Source organism: Brevibacillus fluminis, from assembly GCF_052072235.1.
In the GTDB taxonomy this organism is placed as follows: Bacteria; Bacillota; Bacilli; order Brevibacillales; family Brevibacillaceae; genus Brevibacillus_D; species Brevibacillus_D fluminis_A.
Genome location: NZ_CM125436.1, coordinates 4,610,464 through 4,626,798, shown reverse-complemented (window position 1 = coordinate 4,626,798; position 16,335 = coordinate 4,610,464). Strand labels below are relative to the sequence as shown.

General features: G+C 52.1%; 15 protein-coding genes and 1 pseudogene. 14 read left to right on the top strand and 2 right to left on the bottom strand.

The genetic code is table 11. The features are described 5' to 3' along the window. Positions 1-32: 32 nt before the first annotated feature. From ACTID9_RS22725 to ACTID9_RS22670, 12 genes and pseudogenes are all read left to right on the top strand, one after another. Entirely contained in the window at positions 33-998 is a 966-nt protein-coding gene (locus tag ACTID9_RS22725) for a GNAT family N-acetyltransferase (protein ID WP_441067137.1), read from the top strand. A gap of 25 nt (positions 999-1,023) precedes the next feature. After that, positions 1,024-2,004: an N-acetylglucosamine kinase gene (locus ACTID9_RS22720; RefSeq protein ID WP_441067136.1), complete on the top strand. Its 981-nt coding sequence runs from the start codon at positions 1,024-1,026 to the stop codon at positions 2,002-2,004. Beyond that, positions 1,997-2,860, top strand: coding sequence for a MurR/RpiR family transcriptional regulator (locus tag ACTID9_RS22715; protein WP_441067135.1), 864 nt, complete (start codon positions 1,997-1,999; stop codon positions 2,858-2,860). Before ACTID9_RS22720 ends, ACTID9_RS22715 begins: the two co-directional genes overlap by 8 nt. A 24-nt stretch (positions 2,861-2,884) precedes the next feature. Beyond that, positions 2,885-3,787 (top strand): N-acetylmuramic acid 6-phosphate etherase, encoded by a 903-nt coding sequence (gene murQ / locus ACTID9_RS22710; protein ID WP_441067134.1) that lies wholly within the window; start codon positions 2,885-2,887, stop codon positions 3,785-3,787. A gap of 15 nt (positions 3,788-3,802) precedes the next feature. Continuing rightward, complete coding sequence (gene nagZ, locus ACTID9_RS22705; protein WP_441067133.1) at positions 3,803-5,389, top strand: beta-N-acetylhexosaminidase; 1,587 nt, start codon at positions 3,803-3,805, stop codon at positions 5,387-5,389. Between the two features lie 218 nt (positions 5,390-5,607). Then, positions 5,608-6,078, top strand: coding sequence for an IS200/IS605 family transposase (gene tnpA, locus ACTID9_RS22700; RefSeq protein WP_441065058.1), 471 nt, complete (start codon positions 5,608-5,610; stop codon positions 6,076-6,078). Between the two features lie 237 nt (positions 6,079-6,315). Then, positions 6,316-7,083: an ABC transporter ATP-binding protein gene (locus ACTID9_RS22695; RefSeq protein ID WP_441067132.1), complete on the top strand. Its 768-nt coding sequence runs from the start codon at positions 6,316-6,318 to the stop codon at positions 7,081-7,083. A gap of 15 nt (positions 7,084-7,098) precedes the next feature. Continuing rightward, positions 7,099-8,970: an FtsX-like permease family protein gene (locus ACTID9_RS22690; RefSeq protein ID WP_441067131.1), complete on the top strand. Its 1,872-nt coding sequence runs from the start codon at positions 7,099-7,101 to the stop codon at positions 8,968-8,970. A gap of 225 nt (positions 8,971-9,195) precedes the next feature. Further along, the gene (locus tag ACTID9_RS22685) at positions 9,196-10,266 is read left to right on the top strand and encodes an HD domain-containing phosphohydrolase (RefSeq protein WP_441067130.1); all 1,071 of its coding nucleotides are present in this window, start codon (positions 9,196-9,198) and stop codon (positions 10,264-10,266) included. Beyond that, positions 10,263-10,817: pseudogene (locus ACTID9_RS22680) on the top strand (heme NO-binding domain-containing protein). The gene ACTID9_RS22685 and the pseudogene ACTID9_RS22680 overlap by 4 nt, the downstream one beginning before the upstream one ends. Then, a complete protein-coding gene (locus tag ACTID9_RS22675) occupies positions 10,810-12,549 on the top strand; it encodes an ATP-binding response regulator (RefSeq protein WP_441067129.1) in 1,740 nt (579 codons plus the stop codon). The pseudogene ACTID9_RS22680 and the gene ACTID9_RS22675 overlap by 8 nt, the downstream one beginning before the upstream one ends. Beyond that, positions 12,542-12,916 (top strand): response regulator, encoded by a 375-nt coding sequence (locus ACTID9_RS22670; protein WP_441067128.1) that lies wholly within the window; start codon positions 12,542-12,544, stop codon positions 12,914-12,916. Before ACTID9_RS22675 ends, ACTID9_RS22670 begins: the two co-directional genes overlap by 8 nt. 182 nt (positions 12,917-13,098) lie before the next feature. Here the strand turns inward: ACTID9_RS22670 and ACTID9_RS22665 are convergent, their stop codons facing one another. Next, positions 13,099-13,629, bottom strand: a complete 531-nt coding sequence (locus ACTID9_RS22665) for a hypothetical protein (protein WP_441067127.1) — start codon at positions 13,627-13,629, stop codon at positions 13,099-13,101. A 72-nt stretch (positions 13,630-13,701) separates the two neighbouring features. Further along, the gene (locus ACTID9_RS22660) at positions 13,702-13,914 is read right to left on the bottom strand and encodes a hypothetical protein (protein ID WP_441067126.1); all 213 of its coding nucleotides are present in this window, start codon (positions 13,912-13,914) and stop codon (positions 13,702-13,704) included. Positions 13,915-14,403: 489 nt separating this feature from the next. Here ACTID9_RS22660 and ACTID9_RS22655 point away from each other — a divergent pair, with 489 nt between their 5' ends. Together ACTID9_RS22655 and ACTID9_RS22650 are read left to right on the top strand one after the other, a co-directional pair. Then, on the top strand, positions 14,404-15,312 hold the full coding sequence (locus ACTID9_RS22655; protein WP_441067125.1) for a hypothetical protein: 909 nt from the start codon (positions 14,404-14,406) through the stop codon (positions 15,310-15,312). Between the two features lie 347 nt (positions 15,313-15,659). Further along, positions 15,660-16,334 carry an alpha/beta fold hydrolase gene (locus ACTID9_RS22650; RefSeq protein ID WP_441067124.1) on the top strand — a complete coding sequence of 225 codons (675 nt, stop codon included), beginning with the start codon at positions 15,660-15,662 and terminating at the stop codon, positions 16,332-16,334. Position 16,335 lies beyond the last annotated feature (1 nt).

Sequence of the window (16,335 nt, the reverse complement as noted above, 5' to 3'; positions counted from 1 at the left end):
CATCGTAAGGATGAAAGAAAGCTGGTGGCAGCATGAAAATGGTAGCATGGGACAGGGCGTATTTGGGCGCATTGTGCCAGCTGTGGAATCAGGAGCTGGGGGAGCGCTTTCCGATGCGCGAGGAGCTGTTTGCGCAAAACAGCTTCGATGATGCCAATGTACTGGCAGAAGGCTCGTGGATTGCCCTCGATGCAGATACAGACCGCGTAATCGGCTTCGTCGTGGCAAAGAGCTGGCAGGAGCAAGGGCTGTCGGTGCGATTCGGCAAAGGAATCGGCTGGATTCAAGTGCTGCTTGTCGCCCAAAGCGAGCGGGGCAAAGGCATTGGGCGTGAACTTTTGGCGAGAGCAGAGCGGGCGCTCATCGCGCATGGCGCGCAAAAAATTTGGCTCGGCCGCGATCCGTATCATTACTTTCCGGGGATTCCGGAAGAATCGCCTGAGGTCAAAAGCTGGTTCGAGCACCAGGGCTACACATTGACGGAGCCGCTCGAAAACGATCTGCTGTGCCGGTATGAGGAGGGGCAGCCTTTCGCGGTGCCGATGTTTGCGGACGCGCGGTTCCGGTTGGCAGAGCGAGCGGATGAGAAAGCTCTGCTGCGGTTTCTGCACCGCTGCTTTCCAGGTCGCTGGGAATATGAAGCGATTCATTATTTTCGGCGCGGCGGCATGGGCAGGGAGTTCGTCGTGCTGGAGAAAGAGGGCGAGATCATCGGGTTTTGCCGGATCAATGATGCGCACTCGCCGTTCATTGCCCAAAATGTATACTGGGCAGAATTGATGGGCGAGCGGTACGGGGGGATCGGTCCGCTCGGCGTCGATCCTGCACATCGCCAGCAAGGCTACGGGCTGGCTGTCGTGCAGGCGGGCATCGCTTTTTTGCGCGAACGCGGGGTGAATCGTATCGTGATCGACTGGACCACGCTCGTCTCCTTTTATGAAAAGCTGGGCTACTGCAGCTGGAAGCAGTATGCGAAATATAGCAAGGACGTCAACTGAGTGAAACAGAGAGCGAGGGATTGGCATGCGAGTCGTAGCGGGAATCGATGGAGGCGGGACGAAAACGGAGTGCATGCTGGCTTGTCTGGAAACAGGAAAGACGGTGACGGTCACCGGAGCGGGCTGCAATCCGCTGATCACCGGTTACGAGCGTCTGGCACAGACGGTGCGCGCGCTGCTGGAAGAAGCGCTCCGGGAGATGGGGCTGCCGTTTGGCGCGATTCAGGCGATCTGCCTGGGCGTGGCCGGAGCGGGGCGGCTGCAGGAGCAGGAGCGAGTGAACACAGCTGTGCGGGCGATGCTGGCAAAAGAGGGGATCGGTCCGAATGTCCCCTGCCTCGTGCTGCATGATGCCGACATCGCCTTGCGCGGTGCGCTCGCGCCGGAGCAAAAGGCGGGAATCATCGCGATTGCCGGAACTGGCTCGGTGGCATACGGGGTGGATGCAGGCGGTACGCGTTACCGCAGCGGCGGCTGGGGCCATCTTTTGGGCGACGAGGGGAGCGGCTACGCGATCGGCCTCGCCGGTTTGCAGGCGGTTTGCCGGGCGTATGATCGGCGCGGGGAGCCGACGCTGTTGACCCGTACCGTGCTTGCGCAATGCCAGCTGGCCGATCCGCAGGAGCTGATTCCTTATTTGTATACGAACCCTTTGGAAAAAAGCGAGATTGCCCGATTTGCGAAATTGGTCATCGAGGCAGCGGAAGCACGCGACCGCGTGTCGATCGGCATTTTGACCAAGGCAGCAGATGAGCTGATCCTTCATATAGAAAGCTTGCGTGCCCAGATGCAGGGACACGCTGACGGAGAGGAACGCTACCCGGTGGTTGTGGCAGGCTCCATCTTTGCGCATAGTCCGTTCATCAAGGAGCGGTTTGCGGAACAAATGACGGTGCGAAAGCTCGGCGTTTTTCAGGAATCGAACGGTTCGCCTGTGGAAGGGGCTGTCCGGTTTGCCAAGGAACTGGCCGGAGCTGATGGCGGGGAGGAGAGTGACCATGCTTAACGGAGGACTGCTGCGCATCCGCGAAGGGCTTCTGCAAATCAAGCCTGCAGAACGCAATGTTGCCCATTATATATTGGAAAATCCGGCGGAGGTCGTCCGGCTGTCGGTGAAGGAGCTTGCGGAAAAGAGCAGTTCCAGCCAGGCCGCTATCACGCGGATGTGCAAAAATCTCGGGCTCGATGGCTTTCAGGAGCTGAAAATACGCATCGCCGGCGATTTGCAGCTATCCGCGCAGACGGATGAAGATTTCAAGGAGATCCGTTCGTCCGACAGCTTGCCGACGCTGATCGAGTCGGTGTCGATCAATAACATTTATTCGATTCGCGAGACGTTGAAGATACTGGATGAAACGAGCGTGCAGCGCGCGGTCGAGGCGCTCACCCGGGCGAAGCGGATCGATTTTTTCGGTGTCGGCGCATCGCAGCTGATCGCGCTTGATGCCCAGCAAAAATTCATGCGGATCAACAAATACTGCACCGCATTCGCCGACTCGCACCAGCAGCTGACGGCCGCGGTAACGCTGACGCAAGACGATGTGGCGTTCGGAATCTCCTATTCCGGCGAAACGAGACAAGTGATCGCGGCGATCCGGGAGGCAAAGGCGCTGGGGGCGACGACCATCGGGCTGACCCGCTTTGGCAACAATCCGCTGTCCAACCTGGTCGATATTTGCTTGCCGGTCGTGTCGCGGGAATCGGATATTCGCAGTGCGGCGACATCGTCGCGCATCGCCCAGCTGAACATCATCGATATTTTGTTCATGGGCGTCGCGGCGCAAAATTACGAGCAATCTGTGCACTACCTGCGCGAGACGCGCCATGTTGTGCGACAGGAATTCCATAAGACTTCATTTTGAATGGGTTTTTCGAGAGGAGCCATTATGACAGACCTGGATCAGCTAGTAACCGAATCGCGGAATGAGCGAACCAAGCAGCTGGATCAAAAAACGACGGAAGAAATCTTGACGATCATCAATGAGGAAGATCAGACTGTGGCCTTGCAGGTGCAGAAAGCAATTCCTGAGATCATCCCGGTGGTCGAGCAGATTGTGGCTTCCTTCAAGCGAGGGGGGCGGTTGTTCTACGTAGGAGCGGGAACGAGCGGACGGATCGGGACGCTTGATGCCTCGGAATGCCCGCCTACGTACAGCACGGACCCGCAGATGGTGAGAGGATTGATTGCCGGCGGGCAGGAAGCGGTTTTTCGCTCGGTCGAAGGCGCCGAAGACGATGAGGAGCTGGGAATTGCCGATATTGCGCAAAACCAGGTGACCGCAAGCGATATTGTCATCGGCATTACGGCAAACGGCGGAGCGCCTTATGTGATCGGGGCATTGAAGGAAGCGCGGAAGCGGGGAGCGGCCACGGTGGCGTTCGCCTGCAACCGGCAAGCCGTCATCAATGACTATGCGGATATGCGCATCACGGTTGAGGTCGGGCCGGAGGTTGTAACCGGCTCGACGCGGATGAAGGCGGGAACAGCGCAAAAGCTGGTGCTCAATATGTTGACCACGACGGCGATGATCAAGCTGGGCAAGGTGTATGACAACCTGATGGTCGACATGCAGCCGCTCAACGCCAAGCTGACGGAGCGGGCCAAACGGATCATCCAAACGGCAGCGGATTGTACGCGGGAAGAGGCGGAGGAGCTTTTCACCCGATCGGGCGGGCATCCCAAGGTGGCGATCGTGATGCATCGCTGCGGCGTAAACCGCGAGCGTGCTTTGGAGCTGCTTGCGCAAGCGGACGGATTCGTTCAGCGGGCAATCGAACAGGGGTTATAAAGGAGGCGTGCAGTCGTGGAGCTTTCACAGATGACAGTGGCGGAAAAATTGGGACAGATGGTGATGTGCGGTTTTCATGGCGAAACATGCGATGAGCAGCTGCGTGCCTTGATCACGCGCCAGCATGTGGGCGGGATCATCTATTTTACCCGGAATGTGGTTGCGCCCAAGCAAATTCACGAATTGTCCGCCGCGCTGCAGCAGGCCGCCATCGAGTCGAACGGCATTCCGCTTTTGATCGCCACCGACCAGGAAGGCGGCATGGTTACGCGAATCAAAAGCGGCGTTACGCCGATCCCGGGGCAGATGGCGCTCGGGGCTGCGGGAGACGAACAGGCAGTCAGACAGCTGGCTTGCATCAGCGGCAGCGAGCTGCGTCATCTGGGAATCAACATGAATCTTGCGCCATGCCTGGACATTCAAAACAATCCGCGCAATCCGGTGATCGGGGTGCGTTCGTATGGCAGCGATCCGCAGCGGGTTGCGCGAATGGGCGCTGCGGCAATCGCAGGGTATCAGGAAGCGGGAATCGTCCCTGTCGTGAAACATTTCCCGGGACATGGCGATACGTCGGTCGACTCCCATTTGGCCGTTCCGACCATTCCGCACGATCTGGCGCGTCTGCGCGAGCGGGAACTTGTTCCGTTTGTGGAAGCGATCACGTGTGGGGCGGATGTAATCATGACGGCACACGTACTGTTTTCCGCGATCGATGGCACCCTCCCGGCTACACTTTCCAAGCCGGTGTTGACCGGTCTGTTGCGCGAGCAGTTGGGTTTTGACGGCGTGATCATGACCGACTGTATGGAAATGAAGGCCATCGCCGATACGTTTGGAACCGAAAAGGCTGCCGTGATGGCCGTTGAGGCAGGGGCCGACATCGTCTTGATCAGCCACACTTATGCCGCACAGCTGGGCGCTCTGCAGGCGCTGCATGAGGCGGTGGAGGCAGGGGTGCTGACGGAGGAGCGGATCGACCGCTCTGTCAGCCGGATTTTGCATATGAAGAAAAAGCGGGGCGTTATGCCTCCGCCTTTGCCGTGGGTGGACGCGCAGGAGCAGTTGGAACGGCCGGAAGCGATCGCCTGTGCCAAAGCGTTGTCTGCGAAAAGCATCACGGTTGTGCGGGATGAAGCGCGTTTGATTCCGCTGCGAAAAGAGGAGAGCGTGCTGGTCATTTATCCGAAAAGCGCCGTCACGACCGGTGCGGATGAGCGCATCGAAGCAGCGCAGTCGCTTGGCGAACAGCTCGCGCGCTACGGGTATCGCGTCATCGAGACGTGCATTGACGCCAACCCTACGCTGGCAGAAATAGAGGCCGTGCTGGCAAAGAGCAGGGAAGCGGAGCAGCTGGTTGTCGCCACCTACAATGCGCAAAACTATCCGGCACAGCTGGAGCTTTTGCAGCTGCTCACCACCTTGCACGGAGCAAAAAGGCTTGTCGCCGTAGCGCTGCGCAATCCGTATGACGCGAGAGCAGCCGAGCAGATCGGGACGTATGTAGCCGCATACGAAAGCAGCCCGCTCGCGCTGGAGTCGCTTGCCCGCGTTTTGGCAGGGGAGCAGGAGGCTGTCGGCACGCTGCCGGTCTGGCTTGAATGAATTTGACACGAGCAAAGAACCGTTGTCTATCGGGGCAACGGTTTTGTGGCATCGGGCTGCGAGCGAAATGATCGCTCGCTTTTTCTTGTATAACGAAAACCCCCAGTTCGACTGGGGGTTCCAGAAAGCTTATAGCTATAAGTGGTGATCCTTTGAACTCGATGATACCATGAGAACTGGTCTGCCAACCGCTCACATGAAATCAAGGAGGACAAAGGATGGACAACAGCAGTTTAGCACACACAAAATGGAACTGCAAATACCATATTGTATTTGCTCCAAAATACCGTAGACAAGTAATTTACGGCAAACTAAAACGAGAAATAGGAAAAATCCTTCGGGAACTATGTGAACGAAAAGGAGTAGAAATTGTTGAAGCGGAGGCCTGCGTGGATCATATCCACATGCTGGTAAGCATCCCTCCCAAATTAAGTGTGTCGGAATTCATGGGCTATTTAAAGGGGAAAAGCTCACTTATGATTTTTGATAAGTTTGCAAACATGAAGTATCGATACGGAAGCCGACAATTTTGGTGCAGAGGATACTATGTGGACACGGTAGGTCGAAACAAAAAAGTGATTGAAGAATACATTCGAAACCAAATGGTGGAGGACAAGAATTATGAACAATTAACGATGAAAGAGATGATTGACCCGTTTACGGGTGAGTCAGTAAAAAAGGGCAGGTAAAGTAGCCCTTTTAAGGGCCAGCCTGTGGTAGCACGCGGTTGGCAGACTTTCAGTGCGCCTTGGAGGCGCCCGCTTGCAACATGCCCTTATAGGGCTAATGGAAGCCACCGGCTAAGCCGGTGGTTATGACTTTCTTACAAGAATGAAAGGTAAATGTAAGCTAGATCAATGGCTCCTCCTCCGCGAACCCGGTACAGTGAATACATGCAAAACGAACGAAAAGCGGAGGAAGAATCAATGAAATCAGCAGTGGTTGAATGTAAAAACGTCCAAAAGATTTACGGCGCACGCGGCCAAAGCCAGTCCCATGCGCTAAAAGGCGTGTCGCTTACGATACAGGAAGGGGAATTCGTGGGGATCATGGGACCGTCCGGCTCGGGCAAAACGACCTTGCTCAACGTCATTTCTACATTGGACCGGCCGACCGACGGCGTGATTCAAATCGCGGGGACGGACATCACGAAGATGAAGCAAGGCAATCTGGCAGATTTTCGCTCGCAGAAACTCGGCTTCATTTTCCAAGACTTCAATCTGCTTGAAAACCTGTCCGTCTATGAAAATATCGCGCTGCCCCTGTCGCTGCAGGGCGTCTCTTCCAAAGAGATCGGGGCCAAGGTGACGAAAGTGGCGCAAACCCTCGGGATCGAAGGCATTTTGAACAAATACCCCGTCGAAATTTCGGGTGGGCAAAAGCAGCGGGCTGCGGCGGCGCGCGCGTTGGTGCATGATCCGGCGATTTTGCTCGCGGATGAACCGACGGGCGCCCTTGATTCCAAAAACGCCAAGAGCTTGCTGGAAACGATGACCGATCTGAACGAAAACCACCATGTCTCCATTATGATGGTCACGCACGATGCATTCAGCGCAAGCTACTGCAAGCGCATCCTGTTTATTCAGGACGGCAATCTGTACACGGAAATTCACCGTACGACCGATCGCCAGCAATTTTTCAAACAAATTCTGGATGTCCTTGCCGAGCTTGGTGCATCGCATGATGTGCACTAGGAAGGAGGAAGGGACATGTTACTGAAGCTGTCGCTTGCGAGCATGCGCAAAATGATGAAAGACTATCTGGTGCTTCTGATCGGTCTCGTCATTTCGATCTCGATTTTCTATATGTTTCAGACGCTTGCGATGAATAAAGCGTTCATCGAAAGCAATTCCGTCATTTCGGCGATTCAGTTCGTGTTTTATGTCGGCGCCTTTTTGCTGGCGTTCATCACGTTCTTCTACATTTTTTACGCCAATTCATTCCTGTTGTCGCTGAGGCGCAAGGAGCTTGGCATGTACATGATGCTCGGGGCGAAAAAAGGGAAGGTCAGCCAGCTGTTGTTTGTGGAGACGCTCGCTGTCGGTATCCTTTCTTTGGGTCTAGGGAGCATTGTGGGAGTCGGGCTTTCCAGCGGTGTCGGCCGCCTGTTGATGAGCCAGCTGGAAATCGCGCCGGAAGGCTATCAGCCGTTTTACATGCCGTCCTTGTTGGTGACAGCCGGATTTTTTCTGGTGCTGTTCCTGCTGACATCGACGGTCAATGCGATCAAGCTGGCGCGCACAACCGAGCTGAACCTGATCACGGCCGAGCAGCAAAACGACCGGGTGAAGGCGAAAGGGCCGCTGACCATCGTCGTCGCGGCGCTTGGGATGATTTTGACCGCCATCGGCTATTACGTGCTGATTCATATCAAAGAGCTGCAGCTGCCAGGCTTCGTCATCGCGACGGTGACGATTACGATCGGCACCTATCTGATTTTCATTTCGCTGTTGCCTGTCTTTTTGAACGCATTGAAAAAGAACCGCAGCCTGAACGACAAAAAGCTGAATGCCTTTACGTTCGCCCAGCTCCGCTTTCGGGTGAACAACCTGACAAAAGTGCTCGGAACCGTCACAATGCTGATCGCCTTGGGCGTAGGCGCGATGGCCGGCGGGCTGGCGTTCCAAAAAAATGTCGGCATGATGGCTGAGCTGAGCCACGCCTATGACAGTACGCTGATCGATCCGGTCGATGCAGATTACGCCGCGCTGAAAACGATGAATGTCGTGGAACAGCGCACCTACCATTATAAAACGGATGACAAAGCCGTTTACTATCAAAAAGACGAGCTGCTCGCACACCCGCCGCTCATTCTCAACATCGGCAAAGAGATGTATGTCGAAAAGAATGAACCGCTGCGCGTCTCCGCCAAGCTGCCAGCCGATTCCTACAGCATGTATGAGGATAAAAAGGCAAAGCAGGGCGAGGAGGTGCCGAAGGAGTGGCAAAAAGCGCTTTCGAACGAATTCTCAACCAGCTATCAGCTGTATGACGGAAAAGCGATCCGCATCGTCGGTCAGGCAGCCTATGCCGGTGTCAAAGGCAAAGAACACACGCTGCTCTTGACCAAAGTGGATGATTTCCTCAAATACAAGCCCGCGTTTAAAGAGATGGATGAGCGCCAAAAAGCGCTGGTCACGCTCGAAACGGGGGAAGAAAACCCGTATCTTTCCACAAAATACGGCAACTACGAAGCGATCTATGTATTCACCAGCGGCACGATGTTCATGGGCTTCTTTTTAGGGATTGCCTTCCTGGCGATGATGGCGAGCTGCCTGATGTTCAAGATTTTGTCCGGCGCGACGCGAGACCGGAACCGTTACAGCATGCTTCGCAAGATCGGCGTGCGCAAGGAATGGCTCGTCGCCTCCATTTACAAGGAGCTGTTCCTGCTGTTCATTTTCCCGGCGATCATCGGGCTTGTACACGTGTTTGTCGGCATGAACCTCTTCTCGTTCATCCTGCTTGACCCGTATGTGAGCATCTGGCTTCCGCTCACGGTGTTCCTGCTCATTTACGCCGTTTACTATCTCATTACCGTCCGTCTTTACCGTGGAATTGTTTTGCCGAAAGAAGTGTAGAATCTGGAAAAAACGGGTAAAGCAAATAGACATGACCTCCGCAGTCATTGCGGGGGTTTTTCCTGTACATGTGGAGTTGGTGCTGTCGATTTTTTGGATATGGCGTCGAATGTTGGAGCATTGACAAAATTTTACGCCCGTCGGTAGAATTTTAAGAAGCATGCCAATTTTTTCTGTGAGGTTGCCGAAAAGCTTGGGACAAGCAAAAGATGGAGTGAGACAGGCATGAACGAGTCTTGGAGACAAAACGCCTCGTTTCTGATCATCGACGATCAGGAATACAATATCAGCCTTTTGGAGCGCATATTGAACCGGGCTGGCTATACCAATTTGCACAGTACGACCAATCCGCTGCAGCTGCAAACCCTTTTTCACGAAGTGCAGCCGGATATTATTCTACTCGATCTTCATATGCCGGAATTGGACGGATTCGCGGCGCTTCAGCAGATCAAGGAGCTGAATCAGGAGGGGGAGTACATCCCGGTTTTGGTGCTGACCGCCGATGTGACCCAGGAGGCGCGAAAGCGGGCGCTGCATGAAGGGGCCAATGATTATTTGACGAAGCCGTTCGATCGGACGGAAGTGGTGCTGCGCATTCACAATCTGCTGCGGACGCGGTTCTATCATTTGCAGATGCAGGAGCAGAATCACGACCTCGAACAGCGGATTCGGGTACGCACCTTCGAGCTTGAGCAGGCGAAAAAGGAGATTCTGCAAGTATTGAGCCGGACCGCCGAGTTCCGCGATGACGAAACCGGCCAGCATACACTTCGGGTCGGCCAGCTGGCGGGCAAGCTGGGCGCTGCGCTGGGCATGACGCAGCAAGAGGTGGAGCTGCTTGAAATGGCGACACCGCTGCATGACATCGGCAAAATCGGCATACCGGACGGCATCCTGCTGAAGCCGGGCCGCTTTACCCCGGAAGAGTTCGAACAGATGAAAATGCATACCAAAATCGGGGCGACCATCCTGGAGGGCAGCTTGTTTCCGGTTCTGCAGCTGGCGAAAACCATCGCGCTTACGCACCACGAAAAGTGGAATGGCACCGGCTATCCGTGCGGTTTGAGCGGAGAAGAGATTCCACTCCCGGGGAGGATCGTGGCCCTTGCCGACTTTTTCGATGCGCTGACCCATGAGCGTCCCTACAAGCGGGCGTGGACGGTCAATGAAGCCCTGGAAGAGATCAAAAAGCAGAGCGGAGCGCATTTTGATCCGCGCGTCGTGGACGCTTTCCTTGCAATCATGGAAGGCACACCCGCATCATCATTCGGCCAAATGGAAGGTGTTCACGAATGAAAGGCATGGTTTTCACCACATTTTTGGAAATGGTCGAGAGCAAATTTTCGCTTCAGCTCGCCGATCAGATCATCCAGGCTTCCGCTTTGCCCTCGGGCGGCAGCTATACGAGTGTCGGGACCTATCCCCACGAGGAGATGATCGCGCTTGTCGGACAATTGAGCGAGCGGACAGGCATAGCGGCAGCGGAGTTGATGCGCACCTTCGGCGAGTACGTGTTCGGTCAGTTGTAGGAGATGCATCCACGATTCTTCGCAGCCAACAGCTCGGCTATTTGCTTTTTGAAAAACGTCAACAACTACATCCACGTCGAGGTGCGCAAGCTGTATCCGGACGCCGAGCTGCCGTCCTTTACGTATGAAACGCCCGGGAAGGGGACGCTTGTCATGACGTATCGTTCGACTCGGCCGTTCGCCGATTTGGCAGAGGGACTGATCATCGGGTGCATTGCGCATTACGGGAAACCGGTGGGACTTGTGCGTGAAGATCTTCCGGAAGGCAATGGCACCCGTTTTGTTTTGACGAGTCAGGAGGAAACCGGCAATGACTGAGCTTGACATGCTCCGCAGGCAGCTGGAGCGCGAAAAAAAAGCACGCAAGGAAGCCGAGCGAATCGCGGAGGAAAAAACGCGTGAAATCTACTATGTGAACCAGGAGCTGCGTCATCTCAACGACCAGCTGGAAGAATTGGTCAAAGAGCGCACGCTCGAGCTGTCCAAAGCGCGCGACGAAGCGGTGGAAGCCAATCAGATCAAAAGCCAATTTCTCGCCAACATGAGCCATGAGCTGCGAACACCGTTGAATGCGATCATCGGCTATAGCGAAATGCTGAAGGAAGAGGCGGAGGAGATGGGCGAGCAGGCGTTTGCCGACGATTTGGACAAAATCAACACCGCCGGGAAGCATTTGCTCGCGCTCATCAACGATATTCTCGACCTGTCCAAGATTGAAGCGGGCAAGATGGACATTTATTTGGAAAGCTGCGAGATTGCAACCCTTGTCCGCGATGTCGTGACAACCGTCCGCCCGCTGGTGGAGACGAACAACAACCAGCTCGACGTATCCGAGCTTCCCGATGGGATCATGAAGACCGACGTTACCAAGCTGCGGCAAATTTTGTTGAATATCCTGAGCAACGCGTGCAAGTTTACGAAGGAAGGCACCATCTGGCTTTCTGCCGAGTACGAAACGCGGCAAGGGAAGCAGGGGATTCGCTTTCAGGTGCGTGACACGGGTATCGGGATGACGGAAGAGCAGCTGGCCAGGCTGTTTGAAGCGTTCAAGCAGGCCGATTCGTCCACGACGCGCAAATACGGCGGCACCGGGCTCGGGCTTGCGATCAGCCAGAAGCTGTGCCAAATCATGGGCGGGGACATCCGGGTGGCAAGCGAATTCGGCAAAGGGACCACGTTCACCGTCTGGTTGCCCACGATGGAGCAAGATATTCATGTGCTGGCAGATCCGAAAGAGACCGACATGCTGGTCAAAGGCTCATGCACCGTATTGGTAATCGACGATGACATGGCGATGCTGCAGCTTATGAAACGGTACCTTGGCAAGGAAGACTGGACGGTTGCGGTAGCCAAAAACGGCCCTGAAGGCATACGCTTGGCCAAAGAGCTGCGCCCCACCGTGATCGCGCTCGACGTGCTGATGCCCGGAATGGATGGATGGACCGTGCTGACTACGCTCAAAAACGATCCCGAGCTGGCCGACATCCCCGTGGTGATGATCTCCATGACCGACGACAAAAATTTGGGCTATGCGCTGGGGGCATCCGAGTTTTTGACCAAGCCTGTTTACCGGGAGCGCCTGATCGCGGTGCTGGACAAATATGTGCCGGAACGCCGGGACAATTCCGTGCTCGTGATCGAAGATGACGTGACAACCAGCCAAATGATGACCAAAATGCTGGAGAAGGAAGGCTATCGCGTCACACATGCGTGCAACGGGCAGATTGCGCTCGACGCCGTCGCCCAGTCGGTGCCCCAGCTCATTTTGCTCGATTTGATGATGCCGGAGATGGATGGCTTCGAGTTCGTGACCCAGCTGCGGAAGCGGGAGGAATGGCGGGTCATCCCGATCGTCGTCGTGACCGCCAAAACGATCACGGATGAAGACCGGCTGCGTTTGAACGGCTATGTGAAAAATATTGTGCAAAAAGGGAATTTTGAACGCGATGCGCTGCTGCAGGAAATCCGCCAGCTGATCGCCGGCGCGGAAGAACTGACGCGGGTGCAGCACGACAGTGACGCGCAGCATGAGAGGGTGAATCATGAATAAGATCCTGCTGGTCGAAGACAATGAAATGAACCGGGACATGCTGTCCCGCCGCCTCATGCGCAAAGGCTACCACGTCATCATGGCGGTCGACGGCCAGGAAGGAATCGATCTGGCGCGCACGGAGGCGCCGGATTTGATCCTGATGGATATGAGCCTGCCGGTTGTGGATGGCTGGGACGCGACGCGCCGGTTGAAGGAAGCGGAAGAAACGCGCCATATCCCGATCATCGCGCTGACGGCACATGCGATGGCAAGCGACCGCGAACGGGCGATGCAGGCGGGATGCGATGATTTTGATACGAAGCCGGTGGAGTGGGCGCGGTTGTTGGAGAAGATGGAGAGGTTTTTGGGGAGAGGAGAGGCTTGAGGGCACCTCTTTTTTTGATAGAAGAGAATACGTATGGGTGTTTAGGATTTTGTAGGGTGAACCGTATCATAAGTAACGGCAAGTTTTTGGGAGGGGAGCGGGCAGAAGCCCCTAAATACGGCTTATATGTCATGGGTTTACTTGCAAGAATCCTTTGTTTTAGGGGCAAATTCGGGCGTATTTTATACTAGATTACGAGGGGGTATCGGTAGGGGGCTTTTGCTTGGGGAAAGCAAAAGCCCTCTCCACTTTATTGGTGGAAGGGGCGTTGACGAGTTGGACTCCAGTTGCCTTTCAGCCTCTCTCTTGCGCTGGGTGAACGTATTGTATTTTCCTTTCAGCTCATATAGCCTTTCGAGCAGAAAATCGTTGTCGATTGTGTCGCTTTCATACAGCTTGAAGTATTTTTGTTTCTGAGTGTCGAGTGTTTTCAGTTCTTTTTCGAGGAGCACGATCTCTTTTTGGAGTGGAGTGACACTTTTGGTACGATCTTTGTTGATCTTGTTCACGACGTCGTCGAGAACCTTGGGCTGGAGCACTACCTCAGCTATGCGCTCCATCACGTAACTTTCGACGAAGTCAGCTCTCACAGAATTGGAGCTGCAGGCGCGACTACCGTTGTTCTTGAATTTGTCGCACACGCAGTAGCGACGGATAACAACGGTGTTCAGTTGGTTGGCGATGCTTCTAAGACCTTGGCCAGCGGCGTACATGCGTTGTTTACCAGGCCGTCCGTTTTCTGATGTAGTTGTCTGGTTTGAACTTTCTACCTTGGTTTTGTCTGGTTACATACTCACAGGTGGTGTAGCTTGTTCTAGTTGTTTTCGTTTCGGTGCAAGTATCCTTTTTGTTTGGACTTTTTGTTCAGCAAGCTTGTCGGTTTCTGCCGTTTCTTTCTTTGAGGAAGATTCCGAATTTGGGGTATCAGTCTCCCTTACAGTTCTTTTTGCTTCCTGTTCTGCAATTATTTTTGCGAAACTTATCTTTCTATTGCTCATTAACCTTTTCACTCCTGAAAAAATATTCCAACTACATAAACGTCTACGAAACGTAGATGTAATGTTTATATATTTGTTTTGTAGAAAGTAAAACGGAAGTGAGCTGGTTTAATTACCTCCTTTGGTGGTGGTATCGAGATTATAATATATCATCATTTTGTAAGTTAATTACAAAAGGTTAGTTAAAAGCATTAAGGATTTGTCTTTGTTGATCCATTTGGAAAGTATTGGGCAGTACATGTGCAGTACAGGTACAGAACATGTCCGGTTCCTTGAAAGGCTTGGGAAGAACAACAGTGCAGCAGGCTAACGATTTTTGGAAGGATTTTGATATTGCAAATTCTTACACGAAAGTTTTTTGTAGGTGTCTACTGTAGAAGGTTGTAGTAAAATGGTAATGGTTGTCGGGAGTAGGAGAAAAATCAAAAGCCCCATTTTTAGGCATGATGCATACTATAAATTCTGTTTTTCGGGGAAGGAGAATTATCTATGAAAAATTTGGGGGGATTTTTGTTACCCTGTATGGCATTAGTATTACTGTTGGGAGTGACTTCACCAGAAGTATCCTTTGCGAAAAACAAACAGTCTGGCTCAAAATACACTCAAGCTTTAAAAAAAGAGGAACCTGAGAAAGTTCGCTTGATCGACTGGTACCTCTACAAAACCGACAATCTCAACTTCTATATGACCGAGGGCGGCAAAAAATACGCCTATGTTTATTATGATGCGGAGAAAATTGTGGAACAGGAAATCAAGTATTTCAATGTTGACATGGATGGAGACAAAATTGATATCTTCCTATTTGGAAACGAAGGATTCTTGGCTCCTATCCGCGAGGCTGCGTACAACGGCGACCAAGATCTTATGGTTATGAATGGTGATGGTATCAGCCCACCCCACCGTCTGCAAGACATTCGTTACCATTTCGCGCACGAAATGGCTCATGCTATGACCAATCATAAGTGGGGAATGGACAAGCTGAATTATGCCAACATGAAGTATGCCGGAGCGGGAACTTGGCTAATTGAGGGAATTGCCGAGTATACTGCCAAACAGCAGATTCAATACACCAAGATGAAGGATGTACCTCCTCTCAAAGATCTTGGTTACGGAAAAGCAACCTATACTAAGGAATTAAAGAAACTTATTGAGCGCAACCATATCGACATGGGGTATGTCAATCAGACTGGGGACTTGATTAACCTTGGAGAATATTTCTTCTATGAATCCGTAGTTTACTTCATGATTGAAACCAAAGGTAAGGACAACTTCTTTAGCTTCCTTGAATCCATGACACCTAGCAAACGTGCTTTGGATATAGACGAAGCTATTAAGAAATACTATGGTAAGTCAAATAAGGACTTTATTAAGGATTGGAAAAAGTACTATGGCTTGTGAGGAAGCAGGGTGGCGTTGTTTGCCACTCTTTTTTTCCTGTGTCAGACTAAGTCAACTTGCCGTTACAGACAGCGCAGAGAGGCTTAGACTCTTATTTGTAAAAAATTGTTAAACATGTAGAGTGATGTACCATTAATATTTACCTAAAAACTATATAGAAGCACCTTAATTGTAAATATATCGGTTAACGGAGACGATTATTGGATCACCGACAATTAGGCCATATCAGATAACGTCTGAGGATATGGGCTTCGTGTTCGTGGGATGATTCCAAAGTTAAAATAATCTGTATCCGATATTGGTGTGTTTTGGTATAGTTAGGTCTAAGGAACCACTAAATAGAAGACTTGATTTGTAAAAAGTTGAAATTAGGAGAGAAACCGATAAAAAAGGCTATTCTGATTCATGGTTTCAATAAGAGCAAAAGCGACATGAAGTCGTTAGAAGATCATTTAGAGAGACAACAGTTAGAGTGTATCTCTGTTAATTTACCATTAACTTTTGAAAAAATAGAGCATTGTGCATTTATTTTCGAGGGAATATTTGAAAAAATTATACAGGAGATGAACGGGGAAGGGAAGATATCTCTAATAGGACATAGTAGTGGTGGATTAGTAATTAGAAAATTTCTATCAGATACAAGGTTTCTACTTAATGTACATAAATGCGTTCTTATAGCTACTCCAAACAATGGAACTAAGTTGGCGGACTATGCTGATAAATTTTCAAAGCCTTACACACGAATATATAAAACTTTACAGTCATTACGCACTAAAAATATTGAAGCACTGAATCTAAAGGACACTGAGGTTGATATTGGAGCAATTGCCGGAAATAAAAGTGATTTATTGTTAGGAAAATTGCTTAATTATCCTAATGATGGTCGTGTCGAGGTTGATTCAGTATATTATAAAGGGCTTAAGGATTTTGTTGTCTTACCTTATGGTCATAAAGATATACATTACCAAAGGGAAACAGCCGATCTTATTGTTAACTTTATAAAAAATGGAAAATTTAGATAAG

Excerpts from the sequence above, each read along its gene's own strand:
- ACTID9_RS22725 (WP_441067137.1), top strand. The coding sequence starts at position 33 with ATGAAAATGGTAGCATGGGACAGGGCGTATTTGGGCGCATTGTGCCAG.
- ACTID9_RS22720 (WP_441067136.1), top strand. The coding sequence starts at position 1,024 with ATGCGAGTCGTAGCGGGAATCGATGGAGGCGGGACGAAAACGGAGTGC.
- ACTID9_RS22715 (WP_441067135.1), top strand. The coding sequence starts at position 1,997 with ATGCTTAACGGAGGACTGCTGCGCATCCGCGAAGGGCTTCTGCAAATC.
- murQ (WP_441067134.1), top strand. The coding sequence starts at position 2,885 with ATGACAGACCTGGATCAGCTAGTAACCGAATCGCGGAATGAGCGAACC.
- tnpA (WP_441065058.1), top strand. The coding sequence starts at position 5,608 with ATGGACAACAGCAGTTTAGCACACACAAAATGGAACTGCAAATACCAT.
- ACTID9_RS22695 (WP_441067132.1), top strand. The coding sequence starts at position 6,316 with ATGAAATCAGCAGTGGTTGAATGTAAAAACGTCCAAAAGATTTACGGC.
- ACTID9_RS22690 (WP_441067131.1), top strand. The coding sequence starts at position 7,099 with ATGTTACTGAAGCTGTCGCTTGCGAGCATGCGCAAAATGATGAAAGAC.
- ACTID9_RS22685 (WP_441067130.1), top strand. The coding sequence starts at position 9,196 with ATGAACGAGTCTTGGAGACAAAACGCCTCGTTTCTGATCATCGACGAT.
- ACTID9_RS22675 (WP_441067129.1), top strand. The coding sequence starts at position 10,810 with ATGACTGAGCTTGACATGCTCCGCAGGCAGCTGGAGCGCGAAAAAAAA.
- ACTID9_RS22670 (WP_441067128.1), top strand. The coding sequence starts at position 12,542 with ATGAATAAGATCCTGCTGGTCGAAGACAATGAAATGAACCGGGACATG.
- ACTID9_RS22665 (WP_441067127.1), bottom strand. The coding sequence starts at position 13,629 with ATGTACGCCGCTGGCCAAGGTCTTAGAAGCATCGCCAACCAACTGAAC.
- ACTID9_RS22660 (WP_441067126.1), bottom strand. The coding sequence starts at position 13,914 with ATGAGCAATAGAAAGATAAGTTTCGCAAAAATAATTGCAGAACAGGAA.
- ACTID9_RS22655 (WP_441067125.1), top strand. The coding sequence starts at position 14,404 with ATGAAAAATTTGGGGGGATTTTTGTTACCCTGTATGGCATTAGTATTA.